Source organism: Desulfuromusa ferrireducens (genome assembly GCF_055389805.1).
In genome coordinates this window covers 3229288-3253819 of sequence record NZ_AP042415.1, presented here as the reverse complement: position 1 = coordinate 3253819, position 24532 = coordinate 3229288, and the positions used below count along the sequence as shown (strand labels likewise).

Annotated in this window: 19 protein-coding genes and 2 pseudogenes; 5 read left to right on the top strand and 16 right to left on the bottom strand. The window is 48.7% G+C overall.

Features of this window, described 5'->3' with window-relative positions:
• Positions 1 to 13: 13 nt before the first annotated feature.
• Positions 14 to 2923, bottom strand: coding sequence for a translation initiation factor IF-2 (gene infB, locus ACZ5PT_RS14580; RefSeq protein WP_464263759.1), 2910 nt, complete (start codon positions 2921 to 2923; stop codon positions 14 to 16).
• On the bottom strand, positions 2923 to 3519 hold the full coding sequence (locus ACZ5PT_RS14575) for a DUF448 domain-containing protein (RefSeq protein WP_464263758.1): 597 nt from the start codon (positions 3517 to 3519) through the stop codon (positions 2923 to 2925). The genes infB and ACZ5PT_RS14575 overlap by 1 nt, the downstream gene beginning before the upstream one ends.
• 14 nt (positions 3520 to 3533) lie before the next feature.
• Here ACZ5PT_RS14575 and ACZ5PT_RS14570 point away from each other — a divergent pair.
• Positions 3534 to 3770, top strand: a pseudogene (locus ACZ5PT_RS14570) (pentapeptide repeat-containing protein); the annotation flags it as partial.
• On the opposite strand, the pseudogene nusA reads toward ACZ5PT_RS14570, so the two are convergent.
• The 10 genes and pseudogenes from nusA to mutS all read right to left on the bottom strand — a co-directional run.
• Positions 3732 to 4877, bottom strand: a pseudogene (nusA, locus tag ACZ5PT_RS14565) (transcription termination factor NusA); the annotation flags it as partial. The pseudogenes ACZ5PT_RS14570 and nusA overlap by 39 nt on opposite strands.
• Before the next feature lie 68 nt (positions 4878 to 4945).
• Complete coding sequence (locus ACZ5PT_RS14560) at positions 4946 to 5428, bottom strand: ribosome maturation factor RimP (RefSeq protein WP_464263757.1); 483 nt, start codon at positions 5426 to 5428, stop codon at positions 4946 to 4948.
• A gap of 108 nt (positions 5429 to 5536) precedes the next feature.
• The gene (locus ACZ5PT_RS14555; RefSeq protein WP_464263756.1) at positions 5537 to 5893 is read right to left on the bottom strand and encodes a hypothetical protein; all 357 of its coding nucleotides are present in this window, start codon (positions 5891 to 5893) and stop codon (positions 5537 to 5539) included.
• Positions 5886 to 6644, bottom strand: a complete 759-nt coding sequence (locus tag ACZ5PT_RS14550) for an RNA methyltransferase (protein ID WP_464263755.1) — start codon at positions 6642 to 6644, stop codon at positions 5886 to 5888. Before ACZ5PT_RS14550 ends, ACZ5PT_RS14555 begins: the two co-directional genes overlap by 8 nt.
• 136 nt (positions 6645 to 6780) lie before the next feature.
• Positions 6781 to 7197, bottom strand: coding sequence for a DNA polymerase III subunit chi (locus tag ACZ5PT_RS14545; protein WP_464263754.1), 417 nt, complete (start codon positions 7195 to 7197; stop codon positions 6781 to 6783).
• An 8-nt stretch (positions 7198 to 7205) separates the two neighbouring features.
• Entirely contained in the window at positions 7206 to 8405 is a 1200-nt protein-coding gene (locus ACZ5PT_RS14540; protein ID WP_464263753.1) for a cofactor-independent phosphoglycerate mutase, read from the bottom strand.
• A gap of 23 nt (positions 8406 to 8428) precedes the next feature.
• Complete coding sequence (gene xerD / locus ACZ5PT_RS14535; protein ID WP_464263752.1) at positions 8429 to 9316, bottom strand: site-specific tyrosine recombinase XerD; 888 nt, start codon at positions 9314 to 9316, stop codon at positions 8429 to 8431.
• An 18-nt stretch (positions 9317 to 9334) separates the two neighbouring features.
• The gene (glnD, locus tag ACZ5PT_RS14530) at positions 9335 to 12028 is read right to left on the bottom strand and encodes a [protein-PII] uridylyltransferase (protein ID WP_464263751.1); all 2694 of its coding nucleotides are present in this window, start codon (positions 12026 to 12028) and stop codon (positions 9335 to 9337) included.
• Entirely contained in the window at positions 12025 to 13716 is a 1692-nt protein-coding gene (locus tag ACZ5PT_RS14525; protein WP_464263750.1) for an N-acetylmuramoyl-L-alanine amidase, read from the bottom strand. The genes glnD and ACZ5PT_RS14525 overlap by 4 nt, the downstream gene beginning before the upstream one ends.
• Before the next feature lie 3 nt (positions 13717 to 13719).
• Positions 13720 to 16335 carry a DNA mismatch repair protein MutS gene (mutS, locus tag ACZ5PT_RS14520; protein ID WP_464263749.1) on the bottom strand — a complete coding sequence of 872 codons (2616 nt, stop codon included), beginning with the start codon at positions 16333 to 16335 and terminating at the stop codon, positions 13720 to 13722.
• 209 nt (positions 16336 to 16544) lie between these two features.
• On the opposite strand from mutS, the gene ACZ5PT_RS14515 reads away from it, so the two are divergent.
• Positions 16545 to 17057 (top strand): hypothetical protein, encoded by a 513-nt coding sequence (locus ACZ5PT_RS14515; RefSeq protein ID WP_464263748.1) that lies wholly within the window; start codon positions 16545 to 16547, stop codon positions 17055 to 17057.
• A gap of 8 nt (positions 17058 to 17065) precedes the next feature.
• Positions 17066 to 17995 (top strand): cation diffusion facilitator family transporter, encoded by a 930-nt coding sequence (locus tag ACZ5PT_RS14510; RefSeq protein WP_464263747.1) that lies wholly within the window; start codon positions 17066 to 17068, stop codon positions 17993 to 17995.
• A 56-nt stretch (positions 17996 to 18051) separates the two neighbouring features.
• Here ACZ5PT_RS14510 and ACZ5PT_RS14505 read toward each other — a convergent pair whose 3' ends face one another.
• Positions 18052 to 20085, bottom strand: a complete 2034-nt coding sequence (locus tag ACZ5PT_RS14505; protein ID WP_464263746.1) for a methyl-accepting chemotaxis protein — start codon at positions 20083 to 20085, stop codon at positions 18052 to 18054.
• Positions 20086 to 20542: 457 nt separating this feature from the next.
• On the opposite strand from ACZ5PT_RS14505, the gene ACZ5PT_RS14500 reads away from it, so the two are divergent.
• Together ACZ5PT_RS14500 and ACZ5PT_RS14495 are read left to right on the top strand one after the other, a co-directional pair.
• Positions 20543 to 21637 carry a 6-phosphofructokinase gene (locus tag ACZ5PT_RS14500; RefSeq protein WP_464263745.1) on the top strand — a complete coding sequence of 365 codons (1095 nt, stop codon included), beginning with the start codon at positions 20543 to 20545 and terminating at the stop codon, positions 21635 to 21637.
• Positions 21638 to 22511: 874 nt separating this feature from the next.
• The gene (locus ACZ5PT_RS14495; protein WP_464263744.1) at positions 22512 to 22721 is read left to right on the top strand and encodes a GSU3473 family protein; all 210 of its coding nucleotides are present in this window, start codon (positions 22512 to 22514) and stop codon (positions 22719 to 22721) included.
• A gap of 155 nt (positions 22722 to 22876) precedes the next feature.
• Here the strand turns inward: ACZ5PT_RS14495 and ACZ5PT_RS14490 are convergent, their stop codons facing one another.
• From ACZ5PT_RS14490 to ACZ5PT_RS14480, 3 genes are all read right to left on the bottom strand, one after another.
• Entirely contained in the window at positions 22877 to 23293 is a 417-nt protein-coding gene (locus ACZ5PT_RS14490; protein WP_464263743.1) for an ExbD/TolR family protein, read from the bottom strand.
• 4 nt (positions 23294 to 23297) lie between these two features.
• On the bottom strand, positions 23298 to 23864 hold the full coding sequence (locus ACZ5PT_RS14485; RefSeq protein WP_464263742.1) for a MotA/TolQ/ExbB proton channel family protein: 567 nt from the start codon (positions 23862 to 23864) through the stop codon (positions 23298 to 23300).
• Between the two features lie 107 nt (positions 23865 to 23971).
• Positions 23972 to 24463: a metallophosphoesterase family protein gene (locus ACZ5PT_RS14480; RefSeq protein WP_464263741.1), complete on the bottom strand. Its 492-nt coding sequence runs from the start codon at positions 24461 to 24463 to the stop codon at positions 23972 to 23974.
• Positions 24464 to 24532 lie beyond the last annotated feature (69 nt).

Genomic DNA, 24532 nt, shown 5'->3' with positions numbered 1-24532 from the left:
TATCGCGTAATGGCTAGAGCGTGGTTTTAATCTCTTCCATCTCAAAGGCTTCGATAATGTCACCAATTTTGATATCGTTGTAATTCTCTAGACCGATACCACACTCGTAACCACTGGCGACCTCTTTTGCATCATCTTTGAAGCGCTTCAGCGAACTGAGTTTGCCATTCCAGATGACAACATTGTCGCGAATCAAGCGGACCTGAGCATTACGAACGATTTTTCCATCGAGAACGTAACAACCGGCAATCGTACCGACCCGCGAGACGTGGAAAGTATCGCGAACTTCGACGCGACCCAATTCTTTCTCTTTAAGGGTCGGGGCCAACAGCCCCTCCATCGCATCGCGGATGTCGTTAACGGCATCATAGATAACGCTGTAAAGACGGATATCAACCTTTTCACTCTCAGCCAAAGATTTGGCCTTTGTTTCCGGGCGCACATTGAATCCGAGAACGATAGCGTTTGAAGCTGTTGCCAGGGTCACGTCACTTTCAGAGATACCGCCAACACCGGTATGAATGACGTTCAAACGGCAAGTGTCGGTCGTGAGTTTCTCCAAGGCATCGCGTACGGCCTCTACCGAACCCTGCACATCGGCCTTGATGATGACAGCCAGTTCTTCAACGACACCTGCCTCCATTTTGGCAAACAGCTGCTCAAGAGACACCTTGCTGCTCTTGGCCAGATCGATTTCCCGTTGTTTGTGTTGACGATGCTGGGCAACATCCTTAGCGGCCTTCTCATTTTCTACCGCATGGAAATTTTCTCCAGCGTCAGGAACGCCAGCAAGGCCGGTCACTTCGACGGGGAAGGAAGGTCCAGCTTCTTTAACCTGAACCCCGTTGGCAGCTGTCATCGAGCGAACCCGACCGTAATGCAGACCAGCAACAATCGAATCCCCAATTTTTAGCGTTCCATCCTGGACCAACACGGTAGCCACGGGACCACGCCCCTTGTCAAGGCGGGCTTCTACGATTGAACCCTTGGCGCGCTTACTCGGACTTGCCTGCAGTTCGAGAACTTCTGCCTGCAACAGGACCATCTCCAAGAGAGAATCGAGGTTAGTCCGCTGCTTAGCTGAAACCTCAACAAAGATCGTCTCACCGCCCCACTCTTCTGGAACCAGTTTAAACTCAGTCAACTCCTGCTTGACCTTCTCAGGATTTGAGTCCGGCTTATCAACCTTATTCACGGCAACGATAATCGGAACACCGGCAGCCTTGGAGTGATTGATCGCTTCCTTGGTTTGCGGCATAACGCCATCATCGGCAGCAACCACAAGGATAACAATATCGGTCACACCAGCACCACGAGCACGCATAGCGGTAAAGGCTTCGTGACCCGGGGTATCGAGGAAAGTAATCTTGCGGCCATCCAACTCTACATCGTAAGCACCGATATGCTGAGTAATACCCCCGGCTTCGCCTTCAGTAACATTCGCTTCTCGAATGGCGTCGAGGAGACTGGTCTTACCATGGTCAACGTGACCCATGATGGTGACAACTGGCGGACGGGGTGACAGATCTTCGGGGTTGGCTACCTGCTCCTTGGTCGCTTCCACTTCGAGGAGCATTTCCTCATCGAAAGCAACGTTTTCAACTTCATATTTAAATTCAGTCGCCAAAAGAGCGGCAGATTCATAATCGAGAGGATGGTTAATGGTTACCATCGAACCCTGTCGCATTAACTCAGAAATTAATTCCTTTGCCTTGACCCCCATACGCTTGGCAAGTTCGCCAACGGTAATGGAATCACTGATACGAATGATCCGCTTAATCGCCTTACTGATGGTGACCTCAGTCTGCTTTGACTGTTTGCTATTTTTTCCGGTACGGCGTTTTTTGCCACCCATACGACCAGGCTCAAAAACTTCAACGCGCCGTCCGCGCCGTGAAACGCGTCCATCCTTCTCCGCAGTATCGTTCTCATCCTTCCGGGTACCTTTTTTGCGCTTTTTATTGCGACCCTCTTTTTCCAGACCCACGGGCGCTTCAACCGGCCCCAAACTTGGGCGAGCACCTGGACGGGCTGGACGGGCTGGAGCACCTGGACGGGCTGGAGCACCTGGACGGGCCGGAGCACCTGGACGGGCCGGAGCACCTGGACGGGCCGGAGCACCTGGACGGGCCGGAGCACCTGGACGAGCAGGACGGCTGCCTGGACGCTCAACGCGGCCTCGAGATCGATCTGGCTTGGGAGCAGGTTTTGGCAATTCAACACGACCAAGGATTTTTGCCTTGTCCGCGGTTGCCTTTTCTACCGGAGCCCTCGTGATTGGTTTTGCTGCCTCAACCGGAGTGGACGCTTTCACAGCCTTCTCGACTGGAGTCTCAACCGAAGCGGACGCTTTCACAGCCTTCTCGACTGGCGCCTCAACCGGAGCGGACGCTTCCACAGCCTTCTCGACTGGCGCCTCAACCGGAGCGGACGCTTCCACAGCCTTCTCGACTGGAGTCTCAACCGGAGCGGACGCTTTCACAGCCTTCTCAACTGGAGTCTCAACCGAAGCGGACACTTCCACAGCCTTCTCGACTGGAGTCTCAACCGGAGCGGACGCTTCCACAGCCTTCTCAACTGGAGTCTCAACCGAAGCGGACACTTCCACAGCCTTCTCAACTGGAGTCTCAACCGGAGCGGACACTTCCACAGCCTTCTCGACTGGCGCCTCAACTGGAGCAGGTTCTTCAACCGGCTTAGCCACAACGGTGCGACGACGACGAATCAGGCCGGGCTTAATCCGGGATTCTTCTATTTTTTCTTCAGGCGGCTTGCTGGCGGCCTGAAACTTTTGCATATCTTCATCGCTGAGAGAACTGGCATGGGATGCCACTTCAATTCCGGCATCAGCAAGCTTGGTCAACAGCTCTTTATTTTCGAGCCCAAGATCTTTTGCCAGTTCATATACCCTTAACTTGCCCATCAATTCTCCCTTACCAGTTGCGTATATCTTTGCAGTTCAATCAGTATCGCATCTGCCAGAGCACCTGCCTGTACGGCAACAACACTCCGTTCGCCTTTACCGAGTATTTGTCCCAACAGGTTTTTACTAAACAGCTGCCGGCATTCAACTTGATGCCTTGCCGCCAAGACCTTGATCTTCTCGGCAATAGCAATCGAAATATCATTTGTTACAATCACCAGAGACAATTCTGTGTTCTGGCGCAGTGCAGCAATAATCGCGTTACTTCCAGATGTTACTTGTCCTGACTTACGTCCCATCCCGAGCAGATTGATAATTTTCTGCTCCACGGAACGGGTTAATTCACTACTTAACGAGTTGAAGTCAACCTCACCACAGCGGCCACGAAAGGTTCGTTGGAACTGATTACGATCAATAGCAGCCTTCAGGCAGTTAAAATCAATACAAGTATAAGCTCCCCTGCCAGGCAAGCGATGCCTATAGTCAAGCACAAGCTCACCATCAGGAGCAACGACATATCTGACAAGTTGGTCCTGTTTTTTACTTTCTCGACAAGCAACACAGGTCCTCTGCGGACCTTTACCCACTTTAGTCACAATTATTCCTGGGGTTGTTCCCCGTCATCGTTGTTAACTTGATCAGCGGCTTCAACCTCGGCGGCTTCAACCTCAGTGGCCTCAACCTCAGTGGCCTCAACCTCAGTGGCCTCATCCTCAGTGGCCTCAACCTCAGTGGCCTCAACCTCAGTGGCCTCAACCTCAGTGGCCTCAACCTCAGTGGCCTCATCCTCAGTGGCCTCAACCTCAGTGGCCTCAACCTCAGTGGCCTCAACCTCAGTGGCCTCATCCTCAGTGGCCTCAACCTCAGTGGCCTCAACCTCAGTGGCCTCAACCTCAGCGGCAGATTCTTCCTGCTCTTCTTCCTGAGCCCGCGACTCACTCTTGATGTCGATCTTCCAGCCGATCAATTTAGCGGCCAAGCGAACATTCTGTCCCTTTTTGCCGATTGCCAGCGAAAGTTGATCATCAGGAACGATGATTTCCATCGTTTGACCTTCATCGTCAATGTAGACTCGTGACACCTCTGCTGGAGCCAAGGCCGCGCAGGCAAAACGTGCAGGGTCGGCACTCCACGGAATAATATCTATCCGCTCGCCGCGCAACTCAGTAACCACGTTCTGCACACGGGAGCCGCGCATACCAACACAAGCACCAACCGGATCAACATCCATATCGTGAGACTCGACTGCAATCTTAGCCCGACTGCCTGGCTCACGTACAGCATTCTTGATTTCAACGATCCCCTCAGCGAGTTCTGGAACTTCCGATTTAAACAGGGAAATCAACAGACCAGGATGAGTTCGGGAGAGGATAATTTGCGGACCCTTAGCCGACATCTTGACTTCTGAAATATAAGCTCGAACGCGGTCAGACTGGCGATAGTTCTCGCGTGGCACCTGCTCACGATTCGGCAGCAAAGCCTCTGCACGCCCCAAGTCAACAATTAGGTCACCTCGCTCGTAACGACGCACGATACCGTTGACAACCTCTCCGACCCGATCCTTAAATTCGTTAAAGACCCCTTCGCGCTCAGCTTCGCGTACTTTTTGGATGATAACCTGCTTAGCGGTCTGGGCTGCAATCCGACTGAAGCTACCTGCTTCCATCATCATACCGAGGGAATCGCCGACTTCAACGTCGGGATCAACCTCACGTGCTTCGCCGATATCGATTTCCTTATAAGAGTCGACTACTTCATCAACAACAGTGACAAACTCGAAAACCTCTACCTCACCAATCTCTTCGTTAAAATGCGCCTCAAGATCTCGGGTGTTGCGAAACTTCTTATTTGCAGCCGAAAGAACTGCTGACTCAAGCGCCTCGACCAAGACTCCACGATCGATGCCTTTGTCCTTAACGACTTGATCGATGATGTGATTCAGATTGCCCACCATCCTGCCATACCCCTTTTACATGTGTGTATCAGCCGCTGTTTTGACTGAAAGAAACCTATAGATTTCGGTTAAAACTCATATTCCAGATTTGTACGTTCAATCTGATCGAGTGGAATTCGCAGCTGGACAGCGTCCTTCTCTTTAAGAGTCAACAGGATGTCATTGCCATCCAAACCATCCAATCTGCCAACAAAGGTTTTACGCTTGCGGCCGCGCTCATCAGGATCAACTGCAAGGACAGTTTTAATCTTGACTTGCTGACCTGAAAAACGTTCAAAATCCTGTGGCTTTTTCAGCGGACGGTCAATTCCAGGCGACGACACTTCGAGTGTGAACACGGTATCGATAACCTCTTCAACATCGACAATGGCGCTTATTTCTCGACTCGCAGCAGCACAATCATCAAGATTGATACCACCCTCCTTGTCGAGCAGGAAGCGTAGAACCCAACCACGGTCTTCGCGTTGATAGATCAGATCAACTAATTCTAAACCCAAATCGTCCAGAATCGGCTGAACAAGCTCTTCTAGCCGTTCGGATAACTGCGCCAATTTTCAACCTCGCGATAATAAAAAAAGTGAGCCGGGGCTCACTTCAAGGTGTTACATCAGGAAACTCAGATTAAGTAACACTCTGGTCTGAAAAAGGCAAGATAATAATTAAAACTTACTGCCCCGCATAAAGATGGGATTCTTTTTTTTCAGTTGAATTTTTGCCAGCAACTGTTGTGGAAATCCCGGTTTCTCCAGATAGGGCCTTGATGTTGTCAGGAACGCGTCAATCAAGGCCTGTCGCTCCCGATCGAGTGCTGCAGTAGTTACTCCCATCCGTTCAAGAGACCGCTCGTAGCATGGAATTTCCTGCAAAGAATCACCCGACTTCTTAGAGTCGCTTGGAAATTCGACTTTCACAGCAACGCAAACACGATGAAAATCACCAAAATAACGGTTGGTCTGATCAAAAAAACGGATCAGCAAACCATTTTCAAGCGGGACCGAGAGCAATTCGTCAGTCATCAGCACAGCTCCTGGTTTTGAGGTCCTGCATTTGCGTGTCCATAAGGTCAATCTGGCTGAACAATCCATGTAAAATCCGCACCTCTCGATCATTTAGGCCAGCACGACCGAGAATCCGTCGAAATGCACGCAGGATGTGATCAGGGTTCTGCGGATCAAGAAAGCCAACGCTGAGCAAAGTCTGTTGCATATGTTTGAACATGTGCTCCAGATTATGATTGGTCGCCAGCTGTTTACGACCGTGATCGACTCCACTCAACGCCCCCTTAACCTTGTTGACCTCGTAGAGGCAAAGAGAGACCGCCTGCGCTAGGTTCATCGAAGGCAGGCGATCGTCGGTCGGGATGGTGACAAGACGCTGACAGAGATCAAGCTCAGAATTATGCAGTCCCTTGTCTTCGCGACCGAATACCAGCGCGACTTTAGATTCAACAGTTTCCGGCAGCAGCAGCTTCGCAGCTTCATCAGGATGAAGCAGATCTTCGCGATACTGGCCAAAACGACGCGTCGTCCCGACACTCAAGGTACAATCAGCAAGCGCCTCGGCCAAGCTGGTATAAATCTGCGCAGACTCTAATACTGTCGTCGCCTTAACCGCCATCTGCCGTGCTTCGTGTATGAGATGGTCGGTCTTCGGATTAACCAGTCGCAGGTCAGTAATTCCGAAATTAAGCATCGCTCGACAGACCGATCCAATATTGAGCGGCCCCTGCGGTTCAACGAGAACGACTGTGATATTTTCCGTGTTCAAAAAAACTCCTTAAAGACATGTCCTGGTAAGGCAAAACCAGATAACTCCAGCAACAGATGTCGCTGGAGTTATTATCCAAACCAATTCTATTTTTTAAGTTGCAGACAGTGATACTTACTGGGCCACTTTCTGACACTTAGTACATCTGTGGGTTGAAGCCATTCTCCCGATATTGACGGAAACGCTGACGTGATAACTCAGCTAGCTGCTTATCGTAAACTTCAGCAAAATCGATCACCAATTCAAACTTGCCAACATAATCCAAGGAGCACGGTTGGCCCATAATTAAAATCGAAGCGCCGTTTGGGTTGTCTTCACGCACGGTGATGGCAATCGGCTCTTCGAGGCAGTCAACCGAACCATTATTAAAGGCGTGCGGCAAAAAGGCCCCCTTCTCCCATGTCCACATAAAACGGTCAAGTGAAATAGCCTGATTTTCATCCTGCGCCAGGACGAGAACCTTCTTGCCCATGTTGAACTGCTCTTCGGCCAACTGGCAAAGTAAATGAATTTTTTCCTGGCGTTCCAGCTTGGCAAATTTAACAACTGTCATCGGCTGTCTCAGCTGCGATCCAACAACATCGGCAAGAGCTCATGGCCAGCAACCGTATTGCCACAACGTTTCGCCTCTGCCTCACTGTAGCAGTGAGCTTTCGATTCAACAACCTGACGCGAATCAAACAGTACATATGGGACGGGGTCAGAAGTATGGGTTCTTTTTTCAACCGGAGTCGGATGGTCCGGCAGAAGCAAAATACGACAGTCGCCAATTGTCGGCAGGTTCTCGATAATGGTGCCGACAACCTCCCGATCGAAATCCTCAATGGCGGTAATTTTCTCTTGCAGCAGGCCACCGTGTGCAGCCTCGTCCGGCGCCTCGACATGAACATAAATAAAGTCACGTTCCGCAAGTGCAGCAACTGCGTACTCAGCTTTGCCGCGATAATTTGTATCGAGATAACCGGTGGCTCCCGGGACATCAATAATTTTCAACCCGGCGTTAACACCAATCCCCTTGATTAAATCAACGGCGGAAATAACTGAACCCTCAAGACCATATAACTGCTGGTAGGTCTTCATTTTCGGTTTGCGGCCATGCCCCCAGAGCCAGATCGAATTTGCCGGCAACTCGCCACGTTCGGTGCGCTGTTGATTGACAGGATGGTGCGCCAAGACCATCTGTGCAGCGTTGGTCAGATTGAGCAACAGATCGGCACCATCACCTTTGGGGAGATGATCCTCGATACTGTAAGTGGTGATATCGTGCGGCGGCGTAAACTGTAATTGATCACGGCCGTTTTTCCAGACCAACAGATGACGATAGGAAACGCCGGGATAGAAGGTGAACTCGTCATCTCCCAGTTCCTCCTGCAGCGTTGCTATCAACTGTGACGCATCTTCAGTGGCAATATGTCCGGCGGAAAAATCCCCCATGTACATTTTTCCAAAATGGGCCTCAAGCCAGACAAAATTGAGCCGAAAAGCGACATCGTTTGGCCCCAGCTCAACGCCCATGCTGGCAGCTTCCAATGGAGAGCGACCGGTGTAGCAATCCGCCGGATCGTAGCCGAACACCGAGAGGTTAGCGACATCACTACCTGGGGGGAATCCATCCGGAACCGTAGCCGCCAAACCAATACTACTCGTTTTAGCCAGCTGATCCATATTGGGGGTCTTGGCGGCTTCCAGCGGGGTTTTCCCACCGAGAGCAGCAATAGGTTCGTCCGACATTCCATCACCTAACAAAACAATATATTTCATCGAATCCTCTAAATTTGTTCAAATTAGCCACGCGGATGATACCGCTGATGCAGCTGTTTCAATCGTTCCTGAATGACATGCGTATAGATCTGCGTAGTCGAAATATCGACATGCCCGAGCATCGTCTGAACCGCTCGCAGGTCGGCCCCGTTTTCTAATAAGTGGGTGGCAAACGAATGACGCAACATGTGTGGATAAACGTCAAAGGTTATACCGGCCAACTGTGCATAGCGCTTTAAATTCTTCCAAAAACCTTGCCGCGACATCTGCCTGCCAAGACGGTTTAAAAAAACCTGATCAACAACCGTCTTCTGTATTTTCGGCCGCCCATTCTGCAGGTAATCGCGCAATTTTTCAAGTGCCACCTCACCAAGAGGGATCAAGCGCTGCTTTCCTCCCTTGCCGAAAGCGGTCACACAACCAATATCAAGCTTAAGATCGGCGAGAGTTAAGCCCACCAGTTCAGAAACTCGCATGCCGGTGGCGTAGAGCGTTTCAAGCATGGCCCGATCACGTAGATGCAGAAGGCCTGCTCCGCCCGGAGCCGCAAGAATAGCCTCAACCTGTAACGGAGAAAGCATCTTTGGCAGCGCCTGTTGGTGTCGCGGAGAATCTATCAGCGCGGTCGGGTCGAGTTGCGCATATTTCTCGCTCAACAAAAAACGGTGGAACATCCTTACGGAACTCAGTGCACGAGCTCGGCTTCGCGGAGTTAGGCCGTTTTTTTTTAACTGCCCCAGATAGGCCAGAACCTGAGATTGTCGAACGTCAGACAGCGTGTCGACTTCTTTCGTTTTCGTCAGAAAACGAATATAGGTTGTTAAGTCGCGACTATAGGCGGACAAGGTATTTACTGCCAAGCCGCGCTCCACCTGGAGGTAATTAATAAAATAATCGAGATACTGATCCACTTAATTAACCCCAAAGACCTATTTCAAACGATCCAACATGGCAGTTCTGATCGATTCAATTTTCTCCGGGTCAGTGATCTTTTGATTAAAAATATCACTGACATAAAAAACGTCTGCCGCCTGGTCAACCTTGGTCGAAATCTTTGAAACCGCAATATAAAGGCCGAGCTCATTGAGAGTACGGGTTATATCATAAAGCAGTCCGACCTTATCATTGGCAAAGATATCGATGACTGTGTAGCGATCAGAGGTCTCGTTATCAAATTCAACTTTGTTTGGCCGCTTCGGCTTTTCTCTGGTTCCGCTCAGATAGGCGGGCACCTGGCACTTTTCGACAAGATCCTGAACGTTTAAGCGTCCCTCAATGGCTGCAATCAAATCAGCTTCAACCCGGCCCAACTTGGCGGGGTTAGCAACCACATCGCCAATCGCGCTGTTAACTTGCAGAACATCCAGAACTGCTCCGGTTTTGCGGGTATGGATTTGCGCACCTAAAATGTTGATCGAATGGCCAGCCATAACTCCGGTAATTAGAGAAAATAGACCTGGAGAATCAATCGTTGCCATCGTCAACTCGGTATATCCCTGGTCCGGGTTCTGCTCCACCTGCATGGCAAGCGGCCTATCACCCCTCCCAAGAGCGAGTCTTAAATGCGGAACAATCTGCCTCGAACGGTAATTCATCAGATAGCGATTCGACAAACTATTGATAGCGCGATTGATCAGCCGTTCAGGGTAATCATCTGACAATGCCGCGCGGATTTTGCGTTTACGATTACGTACCTTTTCGGAGCGCATCTCCTGGAAGAAGTCTTTCTTCTCCAGCACATCAAAGGTTTTTTCGTACAGCTCCTGGAGTAACTGTCCCTTCCATTCGGACCAGACATCAGGGCCAACAGCTTTTAGGTCGGCAAAGGTCAGCAAATAAAGCATTCGCAGATTTTCACTCATACCCATCAACTCGGCAAACTGCGAAATCATTTTCATGTCATGCAGGTCACGCCGCTGTGAGATATGGGTCATCTTAAGATGATGTTGAACGAGAAACTGCAAACGATGGCTGTCCTCACGGTTTAAACTGAGTCGCCGCGCAATAGTCGGAACCATCGACGCGCCCTGACTACTATGATCCTTCCCACTGCCCTTACCGATGTCGTGAAACAGAATCGCCAACAGCAGCAACTCGCGTTTTTCAACATTATTGGCGACCTCAGTTAACAGAGGGTGCGTTTCGACATATTCACCATCCCACAATTTAACCATCTGCTCGACAGCGAACAGCGTATGAATATCAACGGTATAGATGTGATAAAGATCGAACTGCACTTTGCAGAAGATATTTTTAAATTCGGGAATAAAGGCGTTTAGAAAATGAAGGTGATGCATCTCTCTGAGAGTCTTGCCAACGTCCTTGGGATGACGAAGAATCGCCATAAATGACTCATTCATCTGTCGAGAGCGACGAACCTTATCATTTACCAAGGGTAAACTTTCACGAATCAGGGCTTTTAGCTTCAGATTGAGGGTGACCCCGTGCTTCTGTATCAGCTCAAAGGCTTTCATCAGCAAGGCAGGATTGTTCTTAAAAACATTTTCGTCACTACAGCTCAGTTCACCACGGCCAACATTGAATCCATCTTCAAGATTGCGTCTGACCAGAAAGCCGAAGATGCTTTTTTGCACCTTGTCACGTTGCGTCGCTTCAGTGATCAAGGTTGAAGAGAGATGCTCGACATGAGCCGCATGCTTGTAATAATCCTGCATAAACTGTTCAACCGCGGAACCTTTGCGTCCATCCCGGTAGCCAAAGGCATCAGCGATCTGGCGTTGCAGATCAAAAGTGATCTGGTCACTTTTGCGCTGTCCTAAAAAGTGCAGATGGTTGCGAACATGCCAAAGATAATCGAGGGCAGAATGATACTCTTCGACTTGATCTTCATTCAGCACCCCCTTAATGACGAGTTCACGGATATTCGCCGCTTTGAACTTGACGCGAGCAATCCATAAGGCTGAATGTAGATCGCGTAGACCACCCTCCCCTTCTTTTAAATTCGGCTCGAGGACATAGACGGAAGATCCGTATTTTTTGCGTCGCTCGTTATTTTCCTCCAGCTTCAGCTTGATAAAAGTCTGCGAATCATGATTAAGAACGTAATGACCGACCTTCTTGACAAACAGCTCATAAAGATCGTAATTGCCGGACAGCAGGCGGGCATCTAGCAGCGAAGTGCGGACCGTCGTGTCCTGGGATTGCTCAATACAGTCCTTGCTGGAACGAACGCTATAACCAACATCAAGATTGAGATCCCAGAGCAAATAAAGCATTCGATCGGAGATAGTTTTTGCCGCTTGCTCTCCCGCCGGTTCATAAAAAAACATCAAATCAAGATCCGACTTCGGATTCATTTCGCTCCGACCATACCCACCTAAAGCAAACAGCGCGCAGCTTGCGACGGCATCCGGGTCGAGGTCGGCACTGACAACTTGAAAAAGGATATCGTTTAACTGATCAAACGCCGCCGTCAATTCCTGCACAACGACACGTCCAGACCCATGGGTGTCAGAGATTTGCTGAATCCGCCCGAGTTGTCCGTTGATGAAATCACGAACGGCATCAAGGATTGCATCGCGGCGCTGCTCGTAGGGTTCACCGTTAAGCAGTTGCATGGCTGTCAAACCCGTATGGTGCTGATCGGCTGATTCAACCTTCATCGTTTTGCCACCTTTTTTACCGTTGCCGCATAATCCCTGACGCCCTGAACGACGGCATCAGCGACACGTTTTTGATATGTTTTATTAACCAGCCGCTTCTCTTCCCGTGAATTACTGATAAAAGCCGCCTCAACTAACACGGAAGGCATGGTTGCCCCAAGCAGGACATGGAATGGACCTTGCCGAACCCCAAGATCTTTAATCCGACTGTAGTGAGGGCGTAATCCAGAGATGAGAGCTTTCTGTACCTTGGCCGCCAAGCGACTCGATTCGTTGATTTTCGCATTGGCCATCAAATCGAACAGGATCGCCTCGAGATTACCGACATCCTGCAGGGTGGTGCCATTTTCCCGGGCAGCAACCTCGGCGGCCTGATTGTTTTTCGACAGATTAAGAAAGTAGGTTTCCAAGCCATAGACCTTACTTGTCTTGCTGGCGTTAGCGTGCAGGGAAATGAACAGATCCGCTCCGACTCGATTGGCGTACGCCGTCCGTTCGCGTAACCCAAGGTAACGGTCATCGGAACGGGTCAGCAAAACCTTGACGCCCAGCTGTTTACGTAGCGCTGCCGCCAGCGCTTTGGCCATTCCGAGGGCGACATCCTTTTCCATGACTTTGCGCGGGCCAACAGCACCAGGATCTTTTCCGCCATGTCCGGCATCGACAACAATCAGGTGAATGCCTTCATCCTTACCTTGCTGGGGAACATGCAGAACCGACTGGTGTGTGGGGATCTTATTGAGGATATTTGCAATCGAGTCGTCAGCCCCACCCTGTTGCGTTGCTTTATGGGTCGGCTTGTTCGCTGGTTGCCGAGACGCACCGAGCAGATCGACAACCAGACGATACGGGTTTTCCATGCTGACAACTTTATAGTCGGTTTGCCGATAGAGATCGACAACCACTCGCGTGCGCTGCTCATCAAAATAGTTGGCCCGAACACGCTGCACCAAACCGTTAAGGATTGGCACCTCTTGCTGCAATTCCGGGGCAAGTTCTGTGTAGGGCAAGTCAAAATACAGGCGTGGTTTGTCCCCTTTTAATAGATGAGGTTCCGTCGCCACCGGTGCGGACAAGTCAAAAACTACGCGCGTATAATCAGGGCCACTCCAGTAGCGGATATTTTCCAAACGGGGAGAATCTGCTCTTGCTGAGTAGGTCGTTTCCTTAACTTTCGGGGCGACTTGCAGGGGAGGTTCAGGCAAATGAACTAAGCGTGCTTTTGCCTCTTTTGCCATATCACCATCAGGTAACTGCTCAAGCAACCATCGGTAATAGCGATAGGCCGCAGAAGGGTCATTCAAGCGATTTTCAGCAATTTGACCCGAAGCAAAAAGGGCATCATCGGCTAATTGACTCTTGGGAAATTGATCAACCATGTGTAAATAATGACTGATCGCCTCGCGGGCATCCTCTTGTCCACCAGAAGCCTGTGATAAACCGTCCCAGGTTCGGGCCTTTAAAAACAACGCTTTATCGACGTTCTCCGCCGCCGGATTTTTTAAATAACGATCAAAGCGTCTAATCAATTTCTCCCAGTTGACACGCTGCCGCTGTAACTGAGCAGATTTAATCAGAAGCCGATAGTCGCTGCGAATCTCAGAATAGGATTCCGCTGCCACTGATGGCACCTGAGTGACAGACAAAAACAACAGCATGAGAAAAACGCTTAAACGTCGTAAAGACATAAATTAGAGCAATTCTTTTAGTTTGTTTAACAAATTCATAGCCTCGATCGGAGTCATACAGCTTAAATTCGCCGCTTCCAGCTGAGTGCGGATCGCACTGTCCGGGTCAGTGTTAAACAGCGACAACTGTGATGAGGGTTGCTTCTTTGGCTGATTACGGCTTTCCCCCAAACGAGGTTCACCGGAACGACCAAACTCCCCCGCTTCTAAGTTGTGTAAGATTTCCTTGGCCCGATTGATAACAGCCTCCGGCAATCCCGCCAAACGGCCGACCTGAATGCCGTAGGAACGACTGGCGCTGCCAGAGATGATCTTCCGTAAGAAAATAATCTGATCGTTCCATTCTTTAACCGCAATGTTGTAGTTCTGCACCCGATCGCGGGTCAGCGCCAAGTCGGTCAACTCATGGTAGTGGGTAGCAAACAAGGTCTTGGCAGCAACATCCTGGTTGTCATGCAGGTACTCGGCAACAGCCCAAGCGATACTGACACCATCAAAGGTTGAAGTCCCGCGACCGATCTCATCCAAAATAATCAGACTGCGATCAGTCGCATGGCGAAGAATGTTGGCTGTCTCATTCATCTCAACCATGAACGTCGATTCACCCTTAGCCAGATTATCACTTGCGCCGACCCGAGTAAAGATACGGTCCACAACGCCAATTCTAGCTTTTTCCGCCGGAACAAAACTGCCGATCTGCGCCATCAGCGTTATCAACGCAACCTGGCGCATAAAGGTCGACTTACCAGCCATATTCGGGCCGGTAATGATCAGCAACTGATTCTTTTCGTTATCAAGTTCCACGTCGTTGGGAACAAAAGCCTCTTTAAGGGGCATCCCTTCGACAACCGGATGTCGACCGCCTTCAATTTTAATTACCCCGGAATCATCAATTTGAGGGCGAACGTAATCTCGATCATGGGCTAAATCGGCCAATGCCATCAATGCATCGAGCACCGCCAAGACGTCGGCACTTTGTTGAATCCGTCGTCCCTCCGCAGCAGTTTGCAGGCGAACTTCCTGAAAAAGGTTGTACTCCAACTCAACCATCCGCTCTTCAGCGCCCAATACCTTGGATTCATAAACTTTAAGCTTCGGCGTAATAAAACGTTCAGCATTGCTCAAGGTCTGTTTGCGTTGATAATCATCCGGAATACGATCGAGATTGCGGTTGGTGATTTCGATGAAATAGCCGAAAACTTTATTGTATTTAACTTTAAGAGTCGGGATGCCGGTTCGCTCGCGCTCTTCCTGCTCCAGTCGCGCAATCCAGCCCTTGCCCTCGCGACTGATGGTGCGCAATTCGTCCAGTTCGAGATTATATCCGTCGCGGATTAAACCACCGTCGCGCAGAACGAACGGTGGATCTTCAATTATTGCGGTTTCGAGCAACCCCAGCAAATCAGGCATCAAATCAAGCTGACCGCGTAATTGCTGCAGATAGGGACTTTGAAAATGGCTGAACTGGTCATCAATTTGCGGCAATCGACTGATTGAGGCGCGTAACGCCGCCAAGTCTTTGGCATTGGCGCTGGCCATAGCAATTTTACTGTTTAACCGTTCAAGGTCATAAACACCATCGAGGGCCTCTATGATCTCGATCCGCACCAGACTTTCATCAACCAGTTCGGCTACGGCGTCCTGCCGTTGTAGAATTTGTCCTTGATCGATCAGCGGATAGTGGATCCAGTGACGTAAGGTTCGCCCTCCCATCGCCGTGACGGTGCGATCAAGAACCCCGAGCAGAGAACCCTTCTTTTTGCCTTCCTGCAAGGTTGCTGTCAATTCCAGGTTGCGGCGGGTCGCGTCGTCAAGAACCATGAAATGCCGAGTATGATAGGTCTGCAAAGGGCGGATGTGCCGCAGTTCGTCCTTTTGTGTCTGTTGCAGATAGTACAGAACCGCTGAAGCTGCCTGTTGTGCCGCAGATAAATCCTGACAGCCGAATGACTGCAGTCCAGAGACACCAAAAAAAGTGGTCAATTGCTCTGTAGCATAATCGGTTTCAAAGACCCAATCCGGCAGCAGGTTAATCATCATCCCATCGAGTAATGACGACAAGCCTTCCTGAAGCTTGAGTCCACTTTCAGAGTCAACAAACAACAACTCTCGCGGCCGCAATGAACCGAGTTCGCTTTCGACCTGAGCGATGCCATTGACCTGAGTTACGCGAAACTCACCAGTGGTGATATCAACATGAGCAATCCCGTATGAATCATCATCCCCGGCGATCGCCAGCAGGTAATTATTTTCCTTCGGCTCTAAGGTGTCGGTATCGGTCACCAGCCCCGGCGTAACCACGCGGACAACTTCGCGTTTTACGATTCCTTTGGCCGTTTTCGGGTCTTCAACCTGCTCACAAATTGCGACCTTGTGTCCGTTAGCGACCAGCTTGGCTATATAGCCCTGACTGCTATGGAAGGGAATGCCACAGAGAGGAATCGCATCATCATCCGCCTTGTTACGGGAGGTGAGAGTTATCCCGAGAACTCGCGAAGCAAGGACTGCGTCCTCCATGAACATTTCATAGAAATCGCCTAGTCGGAAAAAAAGGACTGCGTCCTGGTAGTTAGCTTTTATCTCCAGATACTGACGCATCAGGGGGGTTGCTGCAGACATTCTATCTTCCTATTATTATTATGAAATTCGTAGACATCTTGGATTTTATCAGCGAAACTTTCCAAACCGAATCATCGTAACAAAGCACCTAGCGGAAGTAAACAAATGATCGCCAGATAGACAACCACCATCTTGACCCGTAAGAAACGGAATGTTAAATATCCGGCAGCATCTTTTGTGCTCACTCCATCACGAGGTACAATCACTGAATGAACAATTTTCAAGAGAATTATGAACTATCGACACTTCACGATAAAAACAACTATCAGGTCACTGACCTTGACAGTGAAATCGATGTGGATCGACTGTGCGCTGCACTGCTAAAAAACTTCCACCAATATCTCCTCAGCGACGCTAAATTTGAGACTCTCGAAGCTGGCTCGCAGGCTGCTGGCGCTGATTATTTTTTACGCGAATTCATGGTCGGCCATCGACGTGACAATATCTTTAATGGCACTGCGGAGCTGGTCAGACAATTTGCCGGACACTGGTACATTATCAGTACCCTGGAACCGAATATGGACGAATTGGGTGCTGTTTTAAATGGGACCATCAGTTTTTACCTCTACTGCGCACAAAACAAACTGGTTGCCGAAGCAACGGCAGAACAGATAAAGCTGACCTGCAGCCAGCTGGACTATTATCAGCAGCGGATCGAAGATTTTCACGACATCACCGGCGACGGTTTCAGTCACTGGAAAAGCAACTGTCCGCTTGATTGAGTCAAACATTGATATTACCCAAAAACCCTAAAATACGTGCGGCAGCACTCTCAATAGCGGGCGCATTCGGCCTGGCCGTTATTAAATTATTTATCGCCTTAACCAGTGGTTCTATGGCTGTTATGGCCTCTGCGATCGATTCCTTACTCGACATTCTCATGTCCGGCGTCAACCTGATGGCAATCCGCCACGCAGAACAACCACCGGATCAGTGTCATCCTTTTGGCCATGGTAAATTCGAAACACTCGCGACTCTCTTTCAGGCACTTATCATTACCTGCTCCGGTGGCTGGATTATCTATGAAGCATCTACACGATTATCCGAAGGTAAAGGGCTAGAAAATCTCGACCAGGGAATTGGCATTCTGGCTTTCAGCGCTGTCGTTTCGTGGTTCATCGCCCGCAATCTGCGAAAAGTAGCAAAGCAAACAGACTCAACCGCATTAGAAGCCGATGCACTTCATTTCCGTATGGATATCTACAGCAACTTGGGACTAATGGCGGGATTAATGCTGATTCGCTGGTTCGGAATTGCATGGCTCGATTCAGCCCTGTCGATTCTGGTTGCTTCTTACATCCTTCATGAAGCTCTGCAGTTAATCAAACGTAGCCTGACCGACATTCTGGACCATGAACTGCCGGATGAAATCCAGCAGCAGGTACACGAGATTATCAGTTCTCACGAAGGTCCACTCGGTGGTTATCACGGCTTAAGAACCAGACGTGCAGGATCACTGAAGATCATGGATTTCCATTTAGAGGTATGTAAAGAAATGAGCGTCGATGAAGCTCACAAAATTGCCGATGGCTTAGAAAAACGGATCGAGAAAAACATTCCAGGAGCTGACGTCATTATCCATATCGAGCCCTGTGATAAAGGCGACTGCCAGGGCAGACCCGCTTGTGAAATTTCGAAATCCCGCGCTGCCAAACAATAAAAGCCCCCGCATGCGGAGGCTTTTTTTATTAACAAACCACGATGTTTCTGGAGAAGCTACTCGGTCTCTTTAAGCTGATTGAGCTGCTTGATAACCGAACGACTCTGTTCGCTGCGTGCATCCATTTCACCAAATATCTGATCCGCCATATCGGCAACTGATTCGACCGCCGTCTCAATATCCCTGCTGTCCTGACGCTGCTGAATGGCAACATTTGCCATCTCATCAGCCATCTCCCGGATATCTTCTATTGAGCGGACAATTCCATGCGTTCCGTGGGCCTGTTCGCGAGACGCAGTGGAGACTTGATCGGTCATCTCACCCAACTCTTCAATCGAATGAGTGACAAATTCTGCGGAGCGTGAGACCTCGCGGGTTGCGTGACGAATGTTCAGCGCCATATCTTTTGCAGAAGTCGAACTGGAAAGGATCTGCACCAATGACTTTTCTGTTTTACCCCCCAAAACAACGCCCTGAGATACCAAGGATTCAACATTGCGCACCTGAGTAACGACGTCTGCTGTATTGTTATGCATATCACGAATCAACTGAGCAATCGCCTCCGATGAGAAGGCCGTTTTTTGCGATAAGCCACGTATTTCTTCGGCTACAACGGCAAATGATCGCCCCTGTTCCCCCGCCTGAGCAGCAATAATCGCAGCATTCAAAGCCAATAAATTGGTTTTTTGCGCTATCTCGGTAATAACCGTCGTTATCGTACTGATTTCATCTCCACGCGCTGACAACTGATCGATTGTCTTGGCTGCCTGAATAACGCCCTTGGTAATCCCATCGAGTCCAATGAGTGTTTCCTGAACAGAGGCAACTCCGCCCTCTGCTTGATCCAGGACCTGTTCGGTCATTTGGTGCGAACTGACACTGTTATCATCAACCTCTTTAATGGTTGCGGCAATTTCAGTCATCGCAGAAATAGATTTGTCCATAAATTCAGACAGCTGATTGATATTGCTTCCAACCTCGTCAATAGATGCTGAAATCTGAGTTGAAGCGGACTGCGTAGAATTGACCGCGTCACGAACAACGTCAGCGGAATTGGCAATATCAACAACCAGCTTAATCGTTGAAGATGAAGCTCGTTTTAAAGTTTTCAGCAGAATTTGATAGTCCTGGCGGTATTGTAAAAACTGACTGAAAGTTCGTTCCAACTCTTTGGTCAGGCTACCCACCGCGCTGAATAGTCGCAGACGGATAATACTGGAAGATAACTGTGCAGCGAATAACTTCAGGGTATCTGCGTCATCATCTTCAAGGGGACGCCCCGTCAACTTATTATCGACAGCCAAAACCATTTCCACGATGCCATTCACAACAACCGGACAAACCAGGAAACTGTTAGAACGTAAAGCGGAAATTCCGTCACAAGGGGGTTTAAGTTTGAAATCCGGTGGCATCAGCCTAATATCGTCAACCAGATAATGGCGCTGTTCAACGACCGTTTTGTAAATGACACCGGCGCGGCTATCGAGCGGCAAGGAGGCAGAAACATTCGAAACGCCCTTCTCACCACGACTGACCAGCATGCGCAATTCACCCTGTTCATGATCGACCTGCAGAATATTGACGCGGTCAAAATCGATAACTTCAAAAAGGCCATGTCCGGTCAGGGTGATTAACTCTTCCATATCCATGGTTTTTTGAATTCGCGCACTGATAGTGTGAAAATTTGTAATCCGACTGTTCAGCTCGCGATATTTTCTTTCGGACTCTTCTTTCTGACTTGCAACGGTCAGGTTCATCTCGTTTAGTCTGGCCGCCCGTAAATGAATTTGTTCTGCCGCGCGCCCGATAAAGTAACCGAATGTCCCAAGAACAACCGCTGTGCCACCACCCATATAGGCAAACAAGGCCAGGCGTTGATTGTCGAGAACAAAATGACCAATAGTTTGTTCCCATAGCGATAGATGTGGCTCATAAAATAAAAACAGACGAACTATCATCCAACCGATGGGAGCAGCAACCCCCAGTAAAAAACCGGCAAGGGCGTACAGAACGCTGCGGTCGAGAGAGCCCGTTTTTCCCTGCACCCCGCCAGCACTTTTTTCTATAACCAAAGAAAAAATGTTTTTCATTGAAGTCCCTGTATTTCAATCATCAGAATCATTAATTTGCAGAAACCCACGTACTGAATTAAGGGGCAATTTCCGCCAGCGCATATCGACGACTAAACCCTCAAAACCATCCTCTATCCCAATGACCCGCCAACCATGACGCCCAACGGCATATCGAACGCCCCCCCCCCCTAATGACGTCATTAAAGCCAGGGCTTTTATTGTAATCCCCAAAACCTTCAATTTCTTAAGCGTGCAACCTTGTTAGATTATCTCCAATTATAATGGAACGTGTAATATATACGCGGCATTTTATCGGCGCAAAATGTCAGGATGGGAGGCTTAATGTATTGCAAACAAAAATCAATTGTTCAAACCATACCTGTAGACCATAATAATAATTTAAAGATAGCCGATTTAGGTTAATATGTAAAACAGTTAATATATAAAATAAAATCGACAAATCATAGGAGGACATATGCCAAAACGAATGAAGATTTGTGTGAATACCGGTGGCGGTGACGCTCCGGGCTTGAATGCGGCGATTGAAGCAGTCACTATGGCCGGATACAATCGGCAATGGGAGGTATACGGCATCAAAGGTGGCTATTCAGGCTTGATTAACACCGACGAGATCATCCGCCTGACCCCCGAAAAAGTTGATGGAATAGCTAGCCTTGGAGGAACCATCTTAGGCACCACCAACAAAGGCAATCCCTTCAAAATGCCAGTAAAGAATGCGACTGGCGAAAGTGAGTTTCGTGACATATCTGACAAGGTAATTGATAATTTTCAACGACTCGGATTCGATGCGCTTGTTGCCATTGGTGGTGACGGAAGCCTTGAGATCGCTCACGAATTTGCAAAAAAGGGAATGCCTGTAGTTGGTATTCCGAAGACGATAGACAATGATATGGGCGGAACTGTGGTCACGTTCGGTTTTGACACTGCTATCAGCACAGCCACAGACGCAATCGACCGCTTACATTCAACAGCAAAGTCACATGAGCGTGTCATGGTGGTTGAGGTTATGGGGCGCAATGCAGGATTCATAGCCCTGAACAGCGGAATATCAGGTAATGCTGATGTAATTCTCATCCCCGAGATTCCATATGACATCGAAAAAGTCTGTGACAAAATCATGGAAAATGAATTACATGGCCGTAAACATGCCATCGTTGTTGTTGCTGAAGGAGCAATCGCCAAGGGCGGAAAAGAGATAATCAAAGCAGGTGCCGAGCCTGGTCGTGAGCATGTTATATTAGGCGGAAGTGCCGAAATTATCGCAGCTGAAATAACTCAGCGCACAGGCAAAGATTCTCGTTCTATCGTTTTAGGGCACCTTCAGAGAGGTGGCTCCCCTACTACTTTCGACCGCCTACTTGCCCTTCGGTTTGGCACAGCCGCTGTACGAGCTATCGAAGATAAGAAGTTTGATCATATGGTATCACTCTTATCTCCGTCCATTGGATTCGTCCCCTTAGAAGAAGCACTGAAAATCAATAAAAGAGTTCCAGTCGATGGAGATACTGTCTTGACTGCCCGCGATCTTGGAATTAGCTTTGGAGACTAACTCTCTGCTTACTGAATCGACCCAGGTCCAGTAGACACTCAGGACCATAGGTGCTTCGCAAAAAAATTCACCATTTTCGGAACAAAAATGCCCCAGCCTGCTTATGCGGACCGGGGCATTCCTAAATGTTATGCCATAGTGGGGATACTGCTTTACCTTAGGATTAATAGCACACCCATCGATAGCAAAAGCCGTTTCAAGTGTAGTAATTTCATAATCAGCTATCTGCGGTATGGATTTTGCGCTTAAGCATACCAGGAGGATAGTGTAGGCAACTGACGATATGGCAGGGGCCGTCACAGGGACCGGCACACTTCCCGTAGGCTCCACGAACAATTGCACAGGCTGAATTGAACTCCGAGTTGTAACCACAAATGGGATACTGGCATCTCCGTCCCTTATTATTCGCGATCATAGTTCCCTCCACTGGTGATTAGGTTCCTATTTGGGCACGGTCTTATCTGCCTGAATTTTGCTGTCCCCTTTCAGGTTGAGTTAGTCATTGCCTTTCTTTTGTCAGGATCGTCACTAACATGGCCGAATTTTTCTGATCTCACGATTTAAGTCTATCTTGCTGACAAGGTGAAGCAAGTGAAAATCTAATGAAAATGACCGGCTCTAAATTCCCAAAATTCGCAGCGCAAATACCCCCACCCCGTACGAAACTGGCCGGAGCCTTCCTGTTAGTGGTATCTGTTAATGTGATTCTTCTTTGGCTTATGATTAAAGACGCACCTACCGACAGAAAACAGTCACAAATATTTAAATTTACGTTATTTTTCTATCCGGACTCCTGTAGAAATGTACACCTTGACAGCGCTTTTGCTTGCGCTAACGTTTAGTTATCATCACGATTCAAATGTGGGGGTAGGCTATGTTAATACCGGTGGTACTTAAAGGTGGCAATGAAGAGATAGTAAGCAAAGATGAGTTACAGTATCTGATGGCTACTCAACAGATACTGCTTTTTAAGCGGTCGGATGGGTGGGCTGATGTCGAACGCGATAAAATGCGCGACCATAAGACACCTGTCGTAGAAAAGGACCGAAGAGAGCATGACGTTTATGTAACAGATTATCAATAGCGTACGTTTAAGTCCCCATCTCCAGTTCGAAGGAAAACCCCAACTTGTTATCGACTGGGTTTTTCTCGTTTTAGCAAAATGGAGCCCCGATCATAGCTGGGGCATCTTCGTTTCTACGTCTTGAATATAGTGAGTTTTTGATGAACCGCCACCTGTTAATCTGTTTTAGGAGTAGAGTTATCTGTCGCAATCGCCAACTTTTCAAAACCGGCTGTTTTTGCTAAATCCATCAACTGAATGACTTTGCCGTGCAGCGCATCCCTATCTGCCATCAAAAGAAAAGTCGTGTGTTTCGCAGAAGCACCGAATTCAGTCAACTTTTGTGCAATTTCCGGCAAGGAAATCGGTTGGCGCTGATAAAAAATTTCCCCTTCAGCGGTCAGGTAAAGCTGAACTTCCTTCTCGTGCTGATCTAACTTATATACCGAGGATTCTGGCAGATCTATTTTCAGCCCGGGTGTTTCGACAAAGGTGGTTGATATCATAAAAAAGATAAGCAACAAAAATACTACATCTATCATTGGTGTCAGATCAACCCGAGGAGCCTCTGCCACACGGCGCTGAAACCCCACCCTGCTACTCCCCAACAAGATCGACGATCTGCATCGTCGATTCTTCCAGTTCAAGAATTAAATGGTCAGCGCGACTCGTCAGGTAACGATGAATCAAAATCATCGGAACGGCCACGGACAAACCGGCTGCCGTAGTAATAAGTGCTTCCGAAATCCCACCACCCAAGGTCATCGGTGTCCCGACACCAACAGTCGCGATGACATTGAAAGCCTCAATCATTCCTAGCACCGTCCCGAGCAATCCAAGTAATGGAGAAATATTGGCAATTGTTCCAAGCAGTCCGAGATAACGTTGCATAGCAACGGATTCTCGCTGGCCGACTTCCTCCGCTAAAGTTTTTATATTTGCTCGTTCAGCCCCCCGGTTAAACAACACCACTAACAAGATCCGTGTTAGTGGTGTTGTTTGAGCCTGACAATAAGAGATTGCCTCTTCGATTTTGTGAGCATTGAGAAAGGCCCTAATTTCCGCCATCGCTGGAGCGATGGCGCGACGAATACGAAAAAAGGTCCTCAAACGTTCGAGAAAAATTGCCCACCCGATCACTGAACAGATCAGAATCGGGTACATCAGAGGGCCACCTTTTAGAAAAATTTCAATCATTTCAATCAATTCCCAAGATTATCAAAATATTCTAAAAAAGATAACACAAAGATGAAGAGCTACCAAGAGTAGAATCACCAGTTTATTGGTATTATCTCACCAATGATTTTACTGGTGAGAGTCAGAACGCCAACGGTATGTTCTGCGGCATTACGTTTATCAGTCGCGCTGCCGGGATTAAACAACAGAACTGAGTCGTCCATACGACATATAGGCCAATGGCTATGGCCAAAAACTAACGCATCCAAGTCTTCCCCGTGAAATGCAGAAAGCACACGATCCTCAATACCCTCGCGGCCACCCCAGCCATGCACTAACCCAATAGTTTTGTCTGCAAATCTAAGTCGTCGACTAATTGGTAGATCTGCAAGTTGATGATCCATGTTTCCTCGAACTGCATAAAATGGCAAAGGGTAAAAATAGCTTTCCAATTCAGGGATTACTGCGTCTCCGGCATGCAAAATAGCATCAACCTCCGCGAAAGGGCCTGTCAATAACATTTCAGACAATCTTTGAGCTGTTGTATTGTCTTGGATATGCGTATCAGACAGAACTCCCAATTTCATTTAAAGTCTCCGTTTGCTGTTTAACCTAATTTAAAAATAGCCTGACAATCAGAGCTCTGGCCAATAATC

What these genes read in the sequence shown, in the direction of transcription:
- ACZ5PT_RS14480 (WP_464263741.1), bottom strand. Translation starts at nt 24,463, where the DNA reads ATGAAATTGGGAGTTCTGTCTGATACGCATATCCAAGACAATACAACA.
- infB (WP_464263759.1), bottom strand. Translation starts at nt 2,923, where the DNA reads ATGGGCAAGTTAAGGGTATATGAACTGGCAAAAGATCTTGGGCTCGAA.
- mutS (WP_464263749.1), bottom strand. Translation starts at nt 16,335, where the DNA reads ATGTCTGCAGCAACCCCCCTGATGCGTCAGTATCTGGAGATAAAAGCT.
- ACZ5PT_RS14505 (WP_464263746.1), bottom strand. Translation starts at nt 20,085, where the DNA reads ATGAAAAACATTTTTTCTTTGGTTATAGAAAAAAGTGCTGGCGGGGTG.
- glnD (WP_464263751.1), bottom strand. Translation starts at nt 12,028, where the DNA reads ATGAAGGTTGAATCAGCCGATCAGCACCATACGGGTTTGACAGCCATG.
- ACZ5PT_RS14545 (WP_464263754.1), bottom strand. Translation starts at nt 7,197, where the DNA reads ATGACAGTTGTTAAATTTGCCAAGCTGGAACGCCAGGAAAAAATTCAT.
- ACZ5PT_RS14495 (WP_464263744.1), top strand. Translation starts at nt 22,512, where the DNA reads ATGTTAATACCGGTGGTACTTAAAGGTGGCAATGAAGAGATAGTAAGC.
- ACZ5PT_RS14540 (WP_464263753.1), bottom strand. Translation starts at nt 8,405, where the DNA reads ATGAAATATATTGTTTTGTTAGGTGATGGAATGTCGGACGAACCTATT.
- ACZ5PT_RS14555 (WP_464263756.1), bottom strand. Translation starts at nt 5,893, where the DNA reads ATGACTGACGAATTGCTCTCGGTCCCGCTTGAAAATGGTTTGCTGATC.
- ACZ5PT_RS14525 (WP_464263750.1), bottom strand. Translation starts at nt 13,716, where the DNA reads ATGTCTTTACGACGTTTAAGCGTTTTTCTCATGCTGTTGTTTTTGTCT.
- ACZ5PT_RS14515 (WP_464263748.1), top strand. Translation starts at nt 16,545, where the DNA reads ATGAACAATTTTCAAGAGAATTATGAACTATCGACACTTCACGATAAA.
- ACZ5PT_RS14485 (WP_464263742.1), bottom strand. Translation starts at nt 23,864, where the DNA reads ATGTACCCGATTCTGATCTGTTCAGTGATCGGGTGGGCAATTTTTCTC.
- ACZ5PT_RS14500 (WP_464263745.1), top strand. Translation starts at nt 20,543, where the DNA reads ATGCCAAAACGAATGAAGATTTGTGTGAATACCGGTGGCGGTGACGCT.